The organism is Mycobacterium sp. (assembly GCF_036490025.1).
In the GTDB taxonomy this organism is placed as follows: Bacteria; Actinomycetota; Actinomycetes; order Mycobacteriales; family Mycobacteriaceae; genus Mycobacterium.
Genome location: NZ_DASXEP010000174.1, coordinates 1 through 18,530, shown reverse-complemented (window position 1 = coordinate 18,530; position 18,530 = coordinate 1). Strand labels below are relative to the sequence as shown.

Here is an 18,530-nt window from a genome sequence, read left to right as displayed (position 1 = left end):
CCGGTTCAGGTAGCCGTTGAACAGGGTCGGGCCCCGAACCTGCAGTCGCCCAATCGTTTCCGCGTCATGCGGCACCGGTTTGTCGTCGTCGTCGACCAGGCGGGTCTGGATGCCGGCCAGCGGCAGGCCAACCCAGCCGGGCCGGCGCTCGCCGTCGGCGCGGGTCGACAGCGTGATCAACGACTCGGTGGCCCCGTATCGTTCGACCGGCGCATGGCCGGTGAGCCCGACCAACTGGTCGAACACCGGCACCGGTAATCCGGCGCTGCCGGACGCCAGCAGGCGTGCCGGCCGCAGCGCCTTGGCGGCCGCTTGGTCTGCGACGACTCGCGACCACACCGTCGGCACACCGAAATACAGCGTGCCGCGGGCCGCCGCATACGCTTCCGGCGTCGGTTTTCCGGTGTGTACGAAGCGATTTCCGACTCGCAACGACCCAAGCAGGCCCAACACCAGGCCGTGCACGTGGAACAGCGGCAACCCGTGCACGAGCGTGTCGTCGGCAGTCCACTGCCAGGCCTCGGCCAGCGCGTCCAGATCCGCGGCGATCGCCTGAGCGCTCAGCTGCACTCCTTTGGGCGGCCCGGTTGTGCCCGAGGTGTAGATGATCAGCGCGGTGTCCTGCGGCGCCGGCTCGGGCTGGCGGTGCCAGGACCGTGCGCCCATCCGCACCGGGATGTGTGGCAAGCCTTCCGGCTCGTCAGGCACCGGACCCAGCCAGGCCTGCGCACCGGAGTCGGTGAGGATGTGCCGGCGCTCGGCCTGCCCCACGTCGGCCGGTACCGGGACCACCGGCACCCCGGCGAGCAGGCATCCGGCGATGGCCAGCGCAGTGGGCGCGGTGGGCGTGGCCAGCACCGCGATCCGATCGGCACCACCGACCCGCTCGGCCACCGAGTTGGCGGCCCCGACCACGTGACTGCGGCTGAGCGTGACATCGCCGAAGCGGACGGCGTCCGCCAGATCGCGACCGCCGGCGACGACGGCGGGTTCCAGCGAGGTCAGCAGCACGTCAGCAGGCTAGCTCATCACCCGTTCGCCGATCACTCGGTCGCGGCGCAGAGCATCGAGCTCACCGCGGGATAACCCGAGAGCGCCGAGGATTTCGTCGTTGTGCTGCCCGAGCGTGGGCGGGGCGAAGCGGTGATGACGAGCCGGTCCGGGGGTGATCCGAAACGGCCACCCGGGATAACGGTGATGGCCGGTCACGGCGCTTTCGAAATCCTCGTAGAACCCGCGGGCGTCCAGCCCCGGTAGCTCATACATCCGCTCGGGCCTCGTCACCTCTTCGGCGGGGATGTCGTATTCCCGAAGGGCGGCAACGACATTGGCAGCCGATTGTCTTCGCGTCCAGGCCGCGACCGCGTCATCGAAGGCGTCGTGATCATCGGCCGCCAGGTCGGGGCGATCCATCACACGCGCCAGCCGCGACCAGTCGGTGTCGTCGCGCACCGACAGCGCCACCCAAGCGTCCTCGCTGACGGTCGGATAGACACCCTGGAAGCGGCCCCGCTGCCGGTTGCCCTCGCGCGGGCGGACGACGCCGTTCATCGACCACTCGATCACCGGCTCGGCGGTGACGGCCGCGCCGACTTCGATCTGCGCGACCTCGATTAGCTGGCCTTCGCCGGTGCGACGGCGATGCTCGAGCGCGGCGAGCAACGCCACCCCGGCGTGCACACCGACGATCGGGTCGGCGGGGCCCTGCACGTTGCACGGTGGGCCGTCGGGGTAGCCGGTCACCGCCGACATGCCAGACACCTGCTCGATGTTCAGCGCCCAGCCAACGTAATCGCGCCACGGGCCGTCGAGGCCGAAACCCGGCATGCGAACCGCGATCACGTCAGGGCGCAGCGCGGCCAACGATTCGTAGTCCAGCCCGAACCGCTCCACCACCCGCGGGGAGAAGTTCTCCACGACGACGTCGGCCTGCGCGGCGAGCCGACGGGCGAGGCCGCGGCCGGCCGGCGAGCTCAAATCCAGCGTGATGTCCCGCTTGTTCAGGTTGGTGGCCTGCCACAAAGGGCTGCGCTCGTACCAGTCCTCGCCCTCGAACGGCTGAGCGCCCGAATACCGGAATCCGTCCGGCCGTTGGATCGACTCGAGCTTGACGACATCGGCGCCGAATGCGCCGAGATAGCAGGTTAGATATCCGCCCGCCCAAAACGTGGTCAGATCAAGCACTTTCAGTCCGGCGAACGGTAACGACGGATCCGCCACCGGGTCGGCCCGGCGTCGCGGTTGGTGACTGCTCTCTGACCGATCCCCCAGGCGCGGTGCGGGGCCGATGGGCACCACCGGCGTTTTAGACAGCCGAAACGGCGGGCCCGGACGCCGGAACGACCAATCTCTCCCGCCGCCGTCGACGAAGAACTCCCGTTTGGCGTATTGCGGATTGTCCAGTGCGCCAGGGCCGTCGGCGACCGGGGCGGCCGGGATGCGCAGCGCCTGGCTGAGTTCGACGATGTCGGCGACGGTCCGCTCGCTCAGCCACGGCTGGGCCGCGGCGTAGAACTCGGCACGCTCGGGACCGCCCATCATGATCGCGAACTGCTGCTCACCGAACTCCGGCAGCCCGAGCATGGCGCACACGTCGAGCCAGTGCTGCCCGGTCAGACAGTTGATCCCGACCCAGCCGTCGGCAGCGCGGACCACCCCCAGCATCGGAGACTGGCGCACATTGGTAGGCAAGCCCAGCGCGCGCATGCGCTCGAACATCAGCATCGGATATGGAAGCGTCGACAGCAGTGCCTCCAACACCGATACGTCGACGTCGGTGACCCGACCGGCCGGTGCGCTTCGCAGCGCCGTCAGCGCGCCCAGGGCGGCGTAGGCACCGGCGACGTATTCGGCGATCCGCGCGCCGGCCTGCACCGGCGGCCGGTCCGGGTCGCGTGCGCTGATCCAGCCCGACACCGCCTGCATCGTCAACGGAGTCGCTGCCCGGTCGCGAAACGGGCTGTGCTGTCCGAAGTTTGAGATGTGCACCACCACGAGGTCGGGGTCGAGCTGTGGCAGAGCTGTGGTTCCCGCTTCGATCAGCACATCGGCGTCGGCGATGAGCTCGTCGGCCATGTCGAGGGACGCCCCGCGTTTTCCGGCGTTGAGGTACTCGAACAACCCGGACCGATCGACGTCGGGTTCGCCGCCGGGAAACGGACCCCAACGCCGCAGCGGATCACCTTCTGGCGGTTCGACTTTCGTGACATCAGCGCCAAGGTCGACGAGTAATTTGCCGCAGTACGGACCCGAAATCTCATCGGCGATCTCGACGACGTGAAGCCCGTCAAGCGCAGCTATCACGCCGGCAGTCCCATGGCCTTTGGCTCCATGTACTGACGAATTCCGATGATGCCGCCGCTTTCCCGGCCGATCCCGCTCTGTTTGAATCCGCCGAAAGGCGCACCGCCCGGGCCGAATCCGTTGACGGCGATCTGGCCGGTGCGGACCCGGCGGGCAACGGCGAGCGCGCGGTCGACGTCGGTGCCCCACACCGCTCCGGAAAGCCCGTATTGCGAGTTGTTGGCGATCCGTACCGCGTCGTCGTCACCGCTGTGGCGCAGCACCGACAGCACCGGCCCGAATACCTCTTCCTGGGCGATGGTCGCGTCCGGTGTGACGTCGGTGAGGATCGTCGGCTCGAAGTAGTAGCCGCCGTCCAGGCCGACCGGCCGGCCGCCGCCGGTCACCAGCTTGGCGCCGTCGTCGAGCGCCCGATTCACATGGGCCGCAACGCGTTCGCACTGCGCGGCGCTGATCAGCGGGCCCATCTGGACGTCCGGATCGGTGGGGTCGCCGACCTTCACCGCGCGGGCCAGTGCGACCAGCCGGTCGACGATCTCGTCGTGGATCGCGTCGGGAAGCAGCATCCTGCTGTGCAGGATGCACGCCTGCCCGGCGTGGAACGAACAGGACTCGAACAGCATCCGCTGCAGCAGTTCATCGTTGAGCGTGACGTCGTCGAGCACGATGCTGGCCGACTTGCCCCCGCATTCGAGCAGTAGCCGTTTCATCGACCCGCCGGCCGCGGCCATCACCTCGCGGCCGACCACCGAGCTTCCGGTGAAACTGACCATGTCGATCCGCGGATCGACGGTCAACAGCTTGCTGCATTCGATGTCGGTGGGCGTCACCACGTTGACAACGCCCGGTGGAATGTCGGTGTGGTCGTGGATGATTCGAGCCAGTGCCAATCCTGCCAGCGGTGCCAGCGGCGAGGGCTTGAGCACCACGGTGTTGCCCGCAGCCAGCGCGGCGCAGACTTTCATCACATTCAGGGTGTGCGGGAAGTTCCACGGCGTCAGAATCGACACCACGCCGAGCGGCTCATAGCGCAGCAGGGTCTTTCCCGCGGCACCGTACGCGTCGATCGGCTCTTCGACGGGATGAGTGGCGAGTTCGGCCGCGTTCAGCGCCGCGAACGCCGGGCCTTCGACGTGGATCACCCGCTCGTTTGCTGTGCAGCCCCATTCCTGTTGCGCCAACGCGAAGAACTGGTCGGCGTGCGCCAACAGCGCCTCGCCGAGCTGGTTGAGGAACGCCGCCCGCTGCTCGGGACCCGCATCGGCCCACGGCCCCGAATCGAATGCGTTCCTGGCCGCGACGATCGCGCTGTCGACCTGGGCATGGCTCGGATCGGGCGCCGACGCGATCACCGCCTCGGTCGCCGGACTGATGTCGTCGTAGCGGCCGTTCTCGGGGTCAACCCACCGGCCATCGATGTAGACCGCGTAGGTGTCGATCAGTGAGCGTGGGTCAGCCATGTCAATTCCTTTGGAAGGTCCGGCGGCTCAACGTTTGGTCTACACCTGTCGGGCCACGGTCGTCAATCCTCGATATCGCTTCGCTCGGTTTGATGCGGCTATTTCAATTCAACAGCAAGGATATTGACACCATCGGTGCCGCCAGAGTAAACAGGGTGCACCGGACAGATCGTGTATAAATGTACGATCGTGGCTGTCGAGGAGGCCTGGTGCAGGTTAAGTCCAGCTCGACGGTCCCGCTGCACTCCCCGGACTTCTACGCCGGGGACCCTTATCCCGCATACCGCGAGCTGCGCAAGACCGCGCCGGTGTGCTGGAACGACGTCACGGACTTTTGGGCGCTGCTCAAGTACGAAGACATCCGGTTCGTCTCGAGCAACCCGGCCACCTTCACCTCGACCCGGGGCGTCACCATCCCGGACCCGGCATTGCCGAGCCCGGTGCAACCGGGAAGTCTGATCTTCACCGATCCGCCACGGCACCGGCAGATGCGCAAGCTGATCAACTCCGGCTTCACCCGGCGTCGCGTTTCGGTGCTCGAGCCCAAGATCCGCGAGATCGTCCGCGGCATCCTGAACGGTCTGGAGCCGGATTCGGTGCACGAGTTCGCCGAAGAAATCGCCGCTCCGCTGCCCACCCGGCTGATCGCCGAGCTGATCGGCGCACCACCCGACGACTGGGAGCAATTCCGGGCCTGGTCGGACGCCGCCACCGGAACCGCCGACCCGGAGATCGAGCTCGACCCGCTGGTGGCGGCCGGTCAGCTGTTCGAGTACTTCCAGAAGCTGATCGGTGCAAGGCGAGTCGAGCCGCGCGACGACTTGCTCTCGGTGCTGGCCGGCGCCGAAATCGACGGCGACCGACTCACCGACGAAGACCTGCTCAACTTCGCGTTTCTGTTGCTGGTGGCCGGCAACGAGACCACCCGCAATCTGATTGCGCTGGGCACGCTGGCGTTGATCACCCATCCCGACCAGCGCCGCCTGCTGGTGAACGACCCTTCGCTGATTCCCGGCGCCGTCGAGGAGATGCTGCGCTGGAACAGCCCGGTGGTGCACATGGCCCGCACGGCAACCGTCGACGTGGAGATCCGCGGTCAGCGCATCGCCGAAGGCGACGTGGTGGTGATGCTCTACCAATCTGCCAACCGCGACGAGGACGTCTTCGGTCCCGACTCCGAAGAATTCAAGGTGACCCGCCATCCCAACCCGCACATCGCGTTCGGGTGCGGTGAACACTCCTGCATCGGAGCACAATTGGCCCGCCTGGAGGCAGCAGTGATGTTCGAGGAACTGCTGCGCCGCTTTCCCCGACTCGAGCTGATCGGCCAGGTCGACCGGATGCGGGCCACCATGGTGCCCGGGGTCAAGCGAATGCCGGTGAGGCTCGGGGTCTGACCGATGCGACTCGACTACACCGCCGAGCAAGAGCAGTTGCGCGACGAGATTCGCGCGACGATGGAACAGGTGATGACCTCGGAACGGCAGGCCGCCGTCAGCGAACGCGTGGAGGGCGGTCCCGCGGTACGCGACTGCGTGCGCGCGCTGGCCGCGGCCGACCTGCTCGGCGTCGGTTGGCCCAAAGAGTTTGGTGGGCGCGGATTCTCGGCGATCGAACAGTTCATCTTCGCCGAAGAGGCCAGGCGGGTCAATGCGCCCATACCGTTGGTGACGCTGAATACCGTCGGGCCGACCCTGATGCAGTACGGCACCGAGGAGCAAAAGCAGACGTTCCTCCCGGCAATCCTTGCGGGCAATGTCGAGTTCGCCATCGGCTACTCCGAGCCGGAAGCCGGCAGCGACCTCGCATCGCTGCGCACCACAGCGGTCCGTGACGGTGACGATTACCTGCTCAACGGCCAGAAGATGTTCACCAGCGGCGCCGCATACGCCGACTACATTTGGCTGGCCGCGCGCACCGACCCGAATGCCAAGAAGCACAAAGGCATTTCGATCTTCATCGTGCCCACCTCGTCGCCCGGATTCTCCTGGCAGCCACTGCACACCATGCCCGGCATCTCCACCTTCTACACCTTCTACGACAACGTCAGGGTCCCCGCCAGCGCGATCGTGGCGGGTGAAAACCAGGGCTGGCAGCTGATCACCACCCAGCTGAACTTCGAACGCGCGGCGCTGGGCAATCTCGGCGCGCTCGAGCCGCTGTTCGAGAAGACGCTGCAGTGGGCACGTGACACCGAACTCGACGACGGCCGGGTCATCGACAAGCCGTGGGTGCAGCAGGCGCTGGCCCGGGTCGAGGCGGAGGTTGCGGCCTACAAACTGATCAACCTTCGGGTCAACGCCGCCATGACCAAGGGCGCGCTCAACATGGGACAAGCGTCGGCGGCGAAGGTCTTCGGCACCGAGCTGGCCCCACTGGTGGCTCGCCAGCTGCTGGAAGTGCTCGACCACAACGGATTACGCCGGGGCGCCGATGCACCACTGCGGGGCGCGCTGGAATCAGCCTACCGGGTTGCCGTCATCAGCACATTTGGTGGCGGCGCCAACGAAATCCAACGAGACATCATCGCCATGGCCGGATTGGGCATGCCCCGAGCACCACGTGACCTTCGCGCCACGGACAAATCAGGAGGATCAACCCAGTGACGGACTCAGAATTGCACAGCAAGCTGAAGGCACTCGTCGGCCAGCACACCGGCGGCTCCGGAAAGCCTTCGCTGGCACCGGATCCGGTCAACCAACCGATGATCCGGCACTGGGCGCATGCCCTCGACGACATGAACCCGGTCTACCTCGACCCGGAGTTCGCGGCGAAGTCCCGGTTCGGCGGCATCGTGTCGCCTCCGGTGATGCTGCAGACCTGGACGATGCCGGCGCCGAAACTCGAAGGAATCGGTGAGCGCGGCGGCTCCCCCGTCGAAATCACCAGTAATCCCACTGCGTTTCTCGACGAGGCCGGGTACACCAGCATCGTGGCGACCAACTCGGAATTCGAGATCAACCGCTACCCCAAGTTGGGCGACGTCATCAGCGCGACGTCGGTGTACGAGGAGGTATCCGACGAGAAGACGACGGCGCTGGGCACCGGCTTCTTCCTGACCTGGGTGCTCACCTACACCGATCAGCACGGTGAAGTACTGGGACGCCAGCGCTTTCGGGTCCTACGATTCAGGCCGGCCCACTGATGGCAACCCGACTGGCGCCGGCCATCAGCCCGGACACCGAATTCTTCTGGAACGGGCTGCGCGAGCACAAGTTGTTGATCCAGCGCTGCAACGCATGTCACGCGGTGCGCAATCCACCGCAGCCGATGTGCCCGAAATGCCGTTCGCTGGACTGGGAAGCGATCGAATCCTCGGGCCGCGGCACCGTCTACAGCTACGTGATGCCGCACCAACCGCAGTTCCCGTTCTTCGACTATCCCTATATCGTCGCGCTGATACGGCTGGACGAGGGTGTCCGGCTGGTTTCGAACCTGTGTGAAATCGACCCGGTCGATGTCACCGCCGGCATGCCGGTCGAGGTCTTCTACCGGGCTTTCGACAACGACCTGGTGCTACACCAGTTCCGGCCGGCCGGGTGACGCTGCATGGACTTCACCTTCACCGACGAGCAGGACACGATTCGCAAACTGGCCGCTGACGTCTTCGAGCGGCGCGCCACTGCGGAGCGGTTGACCGAACTCGAAGCCGGCGAACCCCGCTACGACGCCGCGCTGTGGAAAGAACTGGCGGGTGTCGACCTGCTGGGCATCGCGCTACCGGAGTCATTCGGCGGCTCGTGCGTTTCAGGTGGCGGCTTCGTCGAACTCGGGGTGCTGCTGGCCGAAGTGGGCGCGGCGGTGGCTCCGGTTCCCGCTTATTCGACGCTGGTGCTGGGCGCCGACCCGATCGCGCGGCACGGCAGTCCGGAGCAACAGCAACGCGTTCTGCCCGGAGTCATCGACGGCACCCGCATCCTGTCCGCCGGTCTGCACGAACCCGGCCGCTCCGACCCGACCAGCCCGACCACCACGGCCCGCCGTGACGGCGCGACGTGGCGGCTGGACGGCGTCAAAGAGCTGGTCCCGTTCGGCCAGCTCGCCGACACCGTGCTGATTCCCGCGACCACCGACGACGGGGACCCGGGCCTGTTCCTGCTGGCAACCGACGCCCACGGAGTCGAGATCCGGCCGGTGGCCACCACGAGCCGGGAACCGCACGCCGATGTATTCCTGGATGGCGCAACCGTTTCCGCGTCGGACCGGCTTGACGGGCCCGCCGACCTGGTCAACGCGCTCTACACCCGCGCGCTGATCGGGTTGTGCGCGATTCAGGTCGGCGTGTCGGACCGTGCGTTGCGAATGGCCGCCGAATACACCACCGGGCGTGAACAATTCGGCCGCCCGATCGGCAGCTTCCAGGCGGTGCAGCAACGGATGGCCGACGCGTTCATCGACCTGGAGGCGATCCGCTGGACCACCTGGCACGCGGCCTGGCTGATCGCGGAGGGGCGACCGGCCGACCGGGCGGCACGCATCGCGAAGTTCTGGGCCGCCGAGGCCGGCGCCCGCATCGCCGCCACCACTCAGCACGTGCACGGCGGCATCGGCATCGACATCACCTATCCCCTGCATCGTTATTTCCTGTGGGCCAAGCACAACGAGCTCACCTTGGGGTCAGCCACCCAGCAGCTGGCTCACCTCGGCAGCACATACCCGGAAGGACGGCTATGACGACCGCCAAGGCCCGCACCGACACCTTGCGTTGGAGTGACATCGATGTGGGCGACGAGGTGACCCCGCTGGAAATTCCGGTCACTACCACGATGATCGTCGCCGGCGCGATCGCGTCGCGCGACTTCATGCCGGTACACCACGACCGCGACTACGCCAACAAGTCGGGCTCGCCCAACTTGTTCATGAACATCTTGACCTCCAACGGGTACTGCATGCGGTTCCTGACCGACTGGGCGGGTCCCGAGGCGATGATCACCAAGCTGTCGATTCGCCTTGGCGTGCCGTGCTTTCCGGATGACCCGCTGCGGTTCACCGGCAGCGTCACCGGCAAGACCAACGGTTCAGCGGGCCCGCCGGCCGAGAACTTCGTCGAGGTGACGTTCAAGGCGTCCAACAGCCTCGGCGATCATGTCTCCGGCACCGCAGTTGTCAGCCTGCTCGACGGGGCCCGGGCATGAGCCGTTCGCTACTGGCCGGCACCACGGCCATTGCCGGCATCGGCCAGACCGAGTTCTCCAAGGAGTCCGGCCGCAGCGAACTGCAATTGGCGTGTGAGTCGGTCAGCGCCGCACTCGACGATGCCGGCCTGTCACCCGGCGACGTTGACGGCATGGTCACGTTCACCATGGACTCCAGCGACGAGATCGACGTGGCACGCAACGTCGGGATCGCCGACCTGACGTTCTTCTCCCGCGTCCCGCACGGCGGCGGGGCGGCAGCCGGAACCATCGCGCATGCGGCCATGGCGGTAGCCGCCGGGGCCGCCGATGTGGTGGTGTGCTGGCGCGCTTTCAATGAACGTTCCGGCTTCCGATTCGGCGGTAGTGGTCGCACCAGCGCGGACACCCCGCTGTTCATGGCGCACTACGCGCCGTTCGGATTGCTCACTCCCGCAGCGTGGGTCGCGCTGCACGCCCAGCGCTACATGTCGACGTACGGGGTGACCAACGAGGACTTCGGCCGGATCGCCGTCGTCGACCGCGCTCATGCGGCCACCAACCCCGAGGCGTGGTTCTACCAACGGCCGATCACCCTGGGAGACCACCAGAATTCGCGGTGGATCATCGAACCGGTCCTGCGACTGCTGGATTGCTGCCAGGAAAGCGACGGCGGGGTGGCGCTGGTCGTCACCAGCGCCGAGCGTGCCCGCGATCTGCGTCAGCCACCGGCCGTCATCTCGGCGGCCGCCCAGGGCGCGGCCTACAACGGCGAGATGATGACCAGTTACTACCGCGAGGACATCACCGGGCTGCCCGAAATGGGTGTGGTCGCCGCCAAGCTGTGGCGTGATTCGGGGCTCAAGCCGCAGGACATCCAAACCGCGTTCATCTACGACCATTTCACGCCGTTCGTGTTCACCCAGTTCGAGGAGCTGGGATTCTGTGGGCGCGGCGAAGCCAACGACTTCGCCACCGTGGAGCGGTTGTCGCTGGGCGGCGAGCTGCCGATCAACACCAACGGCGGACTGCTCGGCGAGGCCTACATCCACGGGATGAACGGCATCACCGAAGGTGTGCGCCAAATCCGCGGTACTTCGCACAACCAGGTCGACAATGTCGAGCACGTATTGGTCACCTCCGGCACCGGAGTCCCCACCAGCGGCCTGATCCTCGCACCCGGCGGGTAGTCGATGACCCAAGCCACCGCATCCGACACCCGCGAGCTCATCGTGGAGTCCGCTTATGCCTGTTTCCGTAAGCAAGGACTGCAGAAGGTGACGATCGTCGACATCGCCAAAGTGGCCGGTGTCTCCCGCAGCACGGTCTACGAGTACTTCCGCGACAAAGCGGCGATTGTCGAGGCCTGCGCCGAACATGCATCCGAGTGGTTCTATCGCGAAATGTCTCTTGCGATGGACCGGGGCGGCTCGCTGGAGGACAAGCTCAGCCGCGCAGCGGTATTCGTGACTCAGGCGCGACGCGTCATCGCGTCGGAGAAATACTTCGACGTCGACGCGGTCAGCCTGCTGCTCACCAAGGACGCCGCGGTGTTGCTGCGCGAATGTGTCGACTTCCTGGCACCGCACCTGGCCGCGGCCAAGCTCACCGGCGAGGTCCGCAAAGACCTCGACGTCCAGTCGGCCGGTGAATGGTTCGCGCGAATCCTGTTCTCGCTGTTCAGTACACCGTCGTCCACGTTGGCCATGGACGACCCGGAGGATGTCGCCGATTTCGTGCGCGCACACGTAGTCCGCGGGTTCGCCAACGACCGGCCCCGGCCGCGCCGAGCCGCTATCTCTTAGGGCCGCAGCATGACCTTGACTGCGCCGTCCTGCTTCTTCTGAAAGATGTCGTAGGCATGCGGGGCCTCGTCGAGCGGCAGCACATGGGTGGCAAACGTGTCGACGCCCAGCGGGTCATGGTCGGTCAGCAACGGCATGATGTCGTCCGACCACCTCTTGACGTTGGCCTGACCCATTCGCAGGGTGATCTGTTTGTCGAACAGCGTCAGCATCGGCAGCGGATCGGCCATCCCGCCGTAAACGCCGCTCAACGAGATGGTTCCGCCGCGCCGCACGATGTCGATCGCGGAGTAAAGCGCGCTGAGCCGATCCACCCCGGCGGTTTGCATCAGCCGCTTGCCGACCACGTCCGGTAACAACCCCGTCGCCTGCTGGGCCAGCTTGGCCGCCGGCGAACCGTGCGCCTCCATGCCCACTGCGTCGATCACCGAATCCGTACCCCGCCCATCGGTCAGATCGCGGATCGCGTCACCGATCGACGATGACTCGAGGTGGCTCAGATCGATGGTCTGGATGCCGCGCTCGGCGACGCGGGCCAGCCGTTCGGGCACCAAATCGACGGCGATCACCCGGTAGCCGAGATGGTCGGCGATCCGCGCCGCCATGTCCCCGATGGGGCCGAGACCGAGCACCGTCACCGAGCCGCCGTCGGGGATATCGGCGTACGCAACTGCCTGCCAGGCGGTGGGCAGCACATCGGAAAGATAGACGAACCGTGAATCTGGTGGTCCTTCAGGCACTTTGATATGGGTGAACTGAGCCTGCGGTACCCGTAGCAGTTCGGCTTGACCGCCGGGGACTTCGCCGTAGAGTTCCGAGTAACCGAACAGCGCCGCTCCCATACCCTGGTCACGCACCTGGGTGGTCTCGCACTGGGTGTAAAGCTGCTTGTTGCACATCGAACAGCTCCCACAGGAGATCTGAAACGGGATGACCACCCGGTCCCCCACTTTGAGGTCGCCGGTTTCCGCACCGACCTCGCGCACGATTCCCATCGGTTCGTGACCGAGGATGTCGCCAGCTTTCATAAACGGCCCGAGGACCTCGTAGAGGTGCAGGTCGGAACCGCAGATGTTGGTCGAGGTGACTTCGATGATGGCGTCGGTGGATTTTTCGATTTTGGGGTCGGGCACCGACTCGATGCGCACGTCGCGCTTGCCATGCCAAGTGACTGCTTTCATCCCCAGGTCGTACCCGCCTGACAGCTGCCGAAACGCGACGGCGCCGGCGGGGTCAGTGGTTGCCGCAACTTAGTGACGGCCCCTGCGCCCGGCGTCGCCGCGCTTGCGACCGTCAGTGGCCGCATTTCAGTGACGGCCCGCTGCGCCCGGCGTCGCCGCGCTTGCGACCGTCACGGCTGCGCCAGTGCCCGCATGAAGAAGGTCAGGTTGGCCGGTCGCTCGGCCAGCCGCCGCATGAAGTATCCGTACCACTGGGTCCCGAACGGCACGTACACCCGCACCCGGTTGCCCGCGGAGACCAGCCGAGACTGCTCGGCGCCGCGGACACCGTAGAGCATCTGATATTCGAAATCAGCTGAAGTTCGGCCGGTTTCGCGCGCCAACCCCCGCACGGCGTCGATGATCGCCGGGTCGTGCGAGGCCACCATCGGGTACCCGGGCCCCGCCATCAGTACCCGAAGGCAGCGTAGATATGACGCGGTGACCGCCGCGGCGTCCCGATACGCCACCGACAGCGGTTCGTTGTAGGCGCCTTTGCACAGCCGGACCCGGGCGCCGGACGCGGCGAACTGTTCACAGTCGCCGTGCGTGCGCCGCAGACAGGCCTGCAAAACCACGCCCAGCCACGGAAAATCGGCCCGCAGATCGGCGACGATCGACAGCGTGGAATCCGTGGTGGTGTGGTCCTCGGCGTCCACGGTCACCCAGGCGCCGATCTGTTCGGCCCGCTCGCAGATGGTGTGGGCGTTCGCAGCCGCGATCTTATCGCCGTCGCAGTCCAGCGCCTGCCCCAGCGCCGACAGCTTCAGCGACACTTCCAGTGGGCGCACGCCGTCGCGGGTGGCATCCGGGCGCCGGCCCAACGCGTCGAGAAGCTGAAGGTAGGCACGCGCGGTGGCTGTGGCGCCGTCGGCGTCGGTGACATCCTCGCCCAGGTAGTCGACGCTGACCAGCCGACCCGAATCACGCAGTGCGGCAGCACTGTCCAGCACTCGATCCAACGTCGCACCCGGTACGAACCGGTGCACCACCTTGCGGGTGACTCGTAGCCGCTCGGCGGTGTGCTGCAACCCGTGCGAGCGGCCGGCGGCCAGTATCGCCGGGCGCAGCGTCTTGCCGAACAATCCGGACATCACTGCCCCGCCATCACTGCGCCGCCATGTGCGGGTAGCGGTGGTCGATGGCCGGGACGAACGTCTCCTTGATCGAGCGGGCCGACGTCCAGCGCAACAGGTTCAGCGCGGAGCCGGCCTTGTCGTTGGTGCCCGAGCCGCGGGAACCGCCGAACGGCTGGCGACCCACCACCGCGCCGGTCGGCTTGTCGTTGACGTAGAAGTTGCCCGCCGCGAAGCGCAGCCGGTTCTGCGCGGCGAGCACGGCATTGCGGTCGTCAGCGATCACCGCCCCGGTCAACGCGTAGCGCGATCCGGTGTCGATGACATCGAGGACCCGTTCGAACTCGTCGTCGGGATAGATGTAGACCGACATCAGCGGACCGAAGTACTCGGTCACGAAAGACTCGTCGGCCGGGTCGTCGGACAGCAGGACAGTTGGGCGCACGAAATAGCCTTCGCTGTCGTCGTATTCGCCGCCGACGGCGATCGTGACTCCGGACGCACTTTTCGCGCGCTCGATCGCGTTGACGTTCTTGGCGAAAGCCCGCTCGTCGATCAGTGCGCCACCGAAGTTGGTCAGATCAGCGACGTCACCGAACGGCAGCTCGGCGGTGGCGGCCAGGAAGTCATCGCCCATCTGCTGCCACACCGAGTGCGCGATGAACGCCCGCGACGCGGCCGAACACTTCTGGCCCTGGTAGTCGAACGCGCCGCGAATCAGCGCCGTGCGCAAGACGTCCGGCCGAGCCGAGCCGTGGGCGAGCACGAAGTCCTTACCGCCGGTCTCCCCCACCAATCGCGGATAGCTGTGGTAGCGCTCGATGTTGGCACCGACCTGTTGCCACAGCCGCTGGAAGGTCGCGGTCGACCCGGTGAAGTGGATGCCGGCCAGCCGCGGATCGGCCAAAGCCACGTCGGATACCGCATAACCGTCGCCGGTGACCAGATTGACCACACCGGGCGGCAGGCCGGCCGCCTCCAGCAGTTGCATGGTCAGGTAGGCCGACAGCGTCTGCGTCACCGACGGCTTCCACACCACCGTGTTTCCCATCAACGCCGGGGCGGTGGGCAGATTCGCAGCGATCGCGGTGAAGTTGAACGGCGTGATCGCATAGACGAATCCGTCCAGCGGGCGGTAATCGGTGCGATTCCATTCACCGCGTACGCTCAGCGGTTGCTGCGCCAGGATCTGCCGCGCGAAGTCGACGTTGAACCGCCAGAAGTCGACCATTTCGCAGGGCGCATCGATCTCGGCCTGATAGGCGGTTTTGGACTGGCCCAGCATCGTCGCTGCCGCGATCGTCTCCCGCCACGGACCGGCCAGCAGGTCGGCCGCCCGCAGGAAGATCGCCGCGCGCTCGTCGAACGGGGTTGCCGCCCACTGCATTCGGGACGCCATCGCGGCCTCTACGGCGGCCGCAGCATCGGTGTGCTGGGCGTTGGTCAAGGTGCCCAGCGTCAATGAGTGCCGGTGCGGGGCGGCAACATCGATCCGCTCGCCATCGCCCATTCGATGGTCGCCGCCGATGACGTGCGGCAGGTCGATCGGGTGATCAGCCAGCGAGGTGAGCGCGGTCTGCAACCGGGCGCGCTCGGGCGAGTTCGGCGCGTAGTCGTGGATTGGTTCGTTGAGGGGCGGCGGCACATCGGTAATCGCGTCCATGTTTCAAGAATCTCAGCAGCGGCACCCGAATGACTTGGCCTATCGGACAAGAGTGCGGTGCTCTTCCAGTAGAATCAGACAACATGCGCCCTGCGGGTGTTGGACTCGGCCAGCTGCTGTTGGCCCTGGATACGACCATGGCGAGCCTGGTCGAGGCGCCTCGCGGCCTGGACCTGACCGTCGCGGCGGCGGCGCTGATCGATTCCGACGATGTGCGGCTCGGCATGGGCCGGGGGGCGGACGCGGCTGACGTGTTCTTCCTGCTCGGCGTGAGCGACGACGAGGCTCAACACTGGCTGGACAAGCTTGCCACCGGGCCGGTCGGGCAGCCGCCGGTGGCGGTCTTCGCCAAGGATCCCTCCGATGCGCTGGTCGCCGGGGCTGTCGCGACGGGGACGGCGGTGGTGGCTGTGGATCCGCGAGCCCGCTGGGAGCGGGTGTATCGACTGGTCAACCATGTCCTCGAACACCACTCGCCCGGTTTCGAGGCTCGGTCCGATCCCCGGTACGACTCCGGCACCGACCTGTTCAGCCTGGCGCAGTCACTCGCCGAGCGTATTCACGGCATGGTCAGCATCGAAGACGAGCAGTCCCATGTGTTGGCCTATTCGGCATCCAACGATGAAGCCGACGAATTGCGGCGGCTGTCGATCCTGGGTCGCGCCGGTCCGCCCGAGCACCTGATCTGGATCGGCCAGTGGGGCATCTTCGACGCGCTGCGAGCCGGCGGCGACGTGGTGCGCGTCGCCGAGCGCCCGGAGTTGGGACTGCGACCGCGGCTGGCCGTCGGCATCCACCAACCGGGTGTCGACGCCCGTCGCGCACCGGGTTTCGCCGGCGCCATCTGGGTGCAACACGGCTCCCGCCCGCTGGCCGACGACGCCGAGGAGATGCTGCGCGGAGCCGCGGTACTGGCGGCCCGCATCATGTCCCGGCTGGCGGCCAAGCCGTCCACCCATGCGTTGCGCGCCCAGCAGCTACTGGGCCTCGCCGAACCCGGCCCGGTCGACGTGGACGCGATCACCCGAGAATTGGGCATCGCCGCCGACGGTGATGCAGCGTTGATCGCGTTCCACGGCCCCGGCCGCCACGATCGGCTGGCCGATGTGCTTGCATTGAGCGCCAACGCTTTTCGTGCGGATGCTCAGGTGGGGTCGCGCGGATCGCGGGTCTATGTCCTGCTTCCGCATACCACCAAGCGGTCGGCACTGCACTCCTGGATTCGCGGCACCATCGCCGCTTTGGACGCTGAGCTGGGCCTGCCGTTGCGGGCGGTGGTCGCCGCGCCGCTGCCCGGGCTGGCCGGCCTGCCCGCGGTGCGCGCCGAAGTGGATCGCGTGCTGGATAGTGCTGGGCGCCATCCGGATTCGTTCGGCACGGTGACCTCGGTGGCCGAGGCGCGCAGCACCGTGCTGCTCGACGAGATCGTCACGATGGTCGGCGCCGACGAGCGGCTGGTGGACCCGCGCGTGCGCGACCTCCAAGCCCACGACCCGGTATTGGCCCAGACGCTGCGGGCGTATCTGGACAGTTTCGGTGACGTCGCGGGTGCCGCACAGCAACTGCACGTCCACCCCAATACCGTTCGCTACCGGGTCCGCCGGATAGCGACGCTGCTGGCCACGTCGTTGGCCGATCCCGATGCGCGACTGCTTCTTTCCCTGGGCCTACGCGTGCTGGAACGCAGCTGACGCAATAGTTATGTTCACCGTGAGGGTAATTGCAAGCGTTGCAACAATTCTCCGTCAGCTAACCTTTCAACGTGGCAGATCACCCGTCGGCATACTTGGTGCTGGCCTCCCAACGAAGCGGCAGCACCCTGCTGGTCGAATCGCTGCGAGCAACCGGCGTGGCCGGCGAGCCGCAGGAGTTTTTCCAGTATCTGCCGACCACCAGCCAAGCCCCGCAGCCGCGGGAGTGGTTCGCCGGCACCGGGGACGATTCGATCCTGACGCTGCTCGATCCATTGGACGAGGGCAAGCCGGACCTCGCGCCGCCGGAGATCTGGCGCGATTACATCCGCACGGTCGGCCGGACACCCAACGGGGTTTGGGGCGGCAAGCTCATGTGGAACCAGACGCCGCTGCTGCAGGACCGCGCCGGCGAGCTGCCCCATCGATCAGGTGACGGCCTGCTGGCCGCGATCCGCGATGTCGTCGGGCAGGATCCGCTACTGATCTACGTGTACCGACCGGACGTCGTGTCACAGGCGGTGTCGTTCTGGCGGGCGGTGCAGACGCGGGTCTGGCGCGGGCGACCTGATCCCGTCCGGGACGCACGCGCTACCTACCACGCGGGCGCCATCGCACATGTCATCACCATGATGCGGGCCCAGGATGAGGGCTGGCGGAATTGGTTCGCCGAAGAAGTCGTCGAGCCACTGGAGATTTCGTATCCCGCGCTGTGGCGCAATCTGACGACGACGGTGGCGACCATCCTCGAGTCATTGGGGCTCGACCCGCGACTGGCGCCGGAGCCGGTCTTGGAGCGCCAGGCCGACAAGCGTTCCGACGAATGGGTGGACCGCTACCGCGCGGACGCCGAAAGAGAGGGGCTACCACTATGATTCGCGCTGGCGACGAGCGCGTCGACGAGCTGCGGCTGCTGGAAGCCGAGGCGGTGCACATCATCAGGGAGGTGGTCGCCGAACTGGAGCGGCCGGTGCTGTTGTTCTCGGCCGGCAAAGACTCCATCGTGTTACTTCGTCTGGCGGAGAAGGCTTTCCGTCCGCTGCCGTTGCCGTTTCCGGTCATGCACGTCGACACCGGCCACAACTTTCCGGAAGTCATCGAGTTCCGGGACCGCCGCGTCAGCGACCACGGCCACCAGCTGATTGTCGCTTCGGTTCAGGAGTCGATCGACAACGGTCGCGTACCCGACCCGGGCCGC

At 66.7% G+C, this 18,530-nt stretch carries 17 protein-coding genes; 11 read left to right on the top strand and 6 right to left on the bottom strand.

Translation table 11 applies throughout. From position 1 onward, the window contains the following. The 3 genes from VGG53_RS20255 to VGG53_RS20245 form a co-directional block, all read right to left on the bottom strand. A partial coding sequence (locus VGG53_RS20255) for an AMP-binding protein (RefSeq protein ID WP_331519880.1) occupies window positions 1-1,011 on the bottom strand: 1,011 nt, incomplete at its 3' end. 9 nt (window positions 1,012-1,020) lie between these two features. Beyond that, window positions 1,021-3,303: a CoA transferase gene (locus VGG53_RS20250; RefSeq protein ID WP_331519879.1), complete on the bottom strand. Its 2,283-nt coding sequence runs from the start codon at window positions 3,301-3,303 to the stop codon at window positions 1,021-1,023. Continuing rightward, window positions 3,300-4,763, bottom strand: a complete 1,464-nt coding sequence (locus VGG53_RS20245) for an aldehyde dehydrogenase family protein (protein WP_331519878.1) — start codon at window positions 4,761-4,763, stop codon at window positions 3,300-3,302. Before VGG53_RS20245 ends, VGG53_RS20250 begins: the two co-directional genes overlap by 4 nt. Window positions 4,764-5,002: 239 nt before the next feature. Here VGG53_RS20245 and VGG53_RS20240 point away from each other — a divergent pair, with 239 nt between their 5' ends. From VGG53_RS20240 to VGG53_RS20205, 8 genes are read left to right on the top strand one after another with little or no spacing between them, the layout of a single operon-like run. Beyond that, window positions 5,003-6,160, top strand: a complete 1,158-nt coding sequence (locus VGG53_RS20240) for a cytochrome P450 (RefSeq protein WP_331519881.1) — start codon at window positions 5,003-5,005, stop codon at window positions 6,158-6,160. Window positions 6,161-6,163: 3 nt separating this feature from the next. Then, complete coding sequence (locus tag VGG53_RS20235) at window positions 6,164-7,369, top strand: acyl-CoA dehydrogenase family protein (RefSeq protein ID WP_331519877.1); 1,206 nt, start codon at window positions 6,164-6,166, stop codon at window positions 7,367-7,369. After that, window positions 7,366-7,908, top strand: coding sequence for a MaoC family dehydratase (locus tag VGG53_RS20230; RefSeq protein ID WP_331519876.1), 543 nt, complete (start codon window positions 7,366-7,368; stop codon window positions 7,906-7,908). Before VGG53_RS20235 ends, VGG53_RS20230 begins: the two co-directional genes overlap by 4 nt. Then, on the top strand, window positions 7,908-8,306 hold the full coding sequence (locus VGG53_RS20225; RefSeq protein WP_331519875.1) for a Zn-ribbon domain-containing OB-fold protein: 399 nt from the start codon (window positions 7,908-7,910) through the stop codon (window positions 8,304-8,306). Before VGG53_RS20230 ends, VGG53_RS20225 begins: the two co-directional genes overlap by 1 nt. Window positions 8,307-8,312: 6 nt before the next feature. Continuing rightward, on the top strand, window positions 8,313-9,437 hold the full coding sequence (locus VGG53_RS20220; RefSeq protein ID WP_331519874.1) for an acyl-CoA dehydrogenase family protein: 1,125 nt from the start codon (window positions 8,313-8,315) through the stop codon (window positions 9,435-9,437). After that, window positions 9,434-9,898, top strand: a complete 465-nt coding sequence (locus VGG53_RS20215; RefSeq protein WP_331519873.1) for a MaoC family dehydratase — start codon at window positions 9,434-9,436, stop codon at window positions 9,896-9,898. The genes VGG53_RS20220 and VGG53_RS20215 overlap by 4 nt, the downstream gene beginning before the upstream one ends. Beyond that, entirely contained in the window at window positions 9,895-11,067 is a 1,173-nt protein-coding gene (locus VGG53_RS20210; RefSeq protein WP_331519871.1) for a lipid-transfer protein, read from the top strand. The genes VGG53_RS20215 and VGG53_RS20210 overlap by 4 nt, the downstream gene beginning before the upstream one ends. A 3-nt stretch (window positions 11,068-11,070) precedes the next feature. Beyond that, window positions 11,071-11,682: a TetR/AcrR family transcriptional regulator gene (locus VGG53_RS20205; RefSeq protein ID WP_331519870.1), complete on the top strand. Its 612-nt coding sequence runs from the start codon at window positions 11,071-11,073 to the stop codon at window positions 11,680-11,682. Here VGG53_RS20205 and VGG53_RS20200 read toward each other — a convergent pair. From VGG53_RS20200 to pruA, 3 genes are all read right to left on the bottom strand, one after another. Beyond that, complete coding sequence (locus VGG53_RS20200) at window positions 11,679-12,863, bottom strand: zinc-dependent alcohol dehydrogenase (protein ID WP_331519869.1); 1,185 nt, start codon at window positions 12,861-12,863, stop codon at window positions 11,679-11,681. The two genes, VGG53_RS20205 and VGG53_RS20200, sit on opposite strands and share 4 nt — an antisense overlap. A 170-nt stretch (window positions 12,864-13,033) precedes the next feature. Then, complete coding sequence (locus tag VGG53_RS20195; protein ID WP_331519868.1) at window positions 13,034-13,996, bottom strand: proline dehydrogenase family protein; 963 nt, start codon at window positions 13,994-13,996, stop codon at window positions 13,034-13,036. 13 nt (window positions 13,997-14,009) lie between these two features. Further along, complete coding sequence (gene pruA / locus VGG53_RS20190; RefSeq protein ID WP_331519867.1) at window positions 14,010-15,641, bottom strand: L-glutamate gamma-semialdehyde dehydrogenase; 1,632 nt, start codon at window positions 15,639-15,641, stop codon at window positions 14,010-14,012. 83 nt (window positions 15,642-15,724) lie between these two features. Here pruA and VGG53_RS20185 point away from each other — a divergent pair, with 83 nt between their 5' ends. From VGG53_RS20185 to VGG53_RS20175, 3 genes are all read left to right on the top strand, one after another. After that, window positions 15,725-17,332: a PucR family transcriptional regulator gene (locus VGG53_RS20185; RefSeq protein WP_331519866.1), complete on the top strand. Its 1,608-nt coding sequence runs from the start codon at window positions 15,725-15,727 to the stop codon at window positions 17,330-17,332. A 71-nt stretch (window positions 17,333-17,403) separates the two neighbouring features. After that, on the top strand, window positions 17,404-18,207 hold the full coding sequence (stf0, locus tag VGG53_RS20180) for a trehalose 2-sulfotransferase (protein ID WP_331519865.1): 804 nt from the start codon (window positions 17,404-17,406) through the stop codon (window positions 18,205-18,207). Next, a partial coding sequence (locus tag VGG53_RS20175) for a phosphoadenosine phosphosulfate reductase family protein (RefSeq protein WP_331519864.1) occupies window positions 18,204-18,530 on the top strand: 327 nt, incomplete at its 3' end. The genes stf0 and VGG53_RS20175, both read left to right, overlap by 4 nt.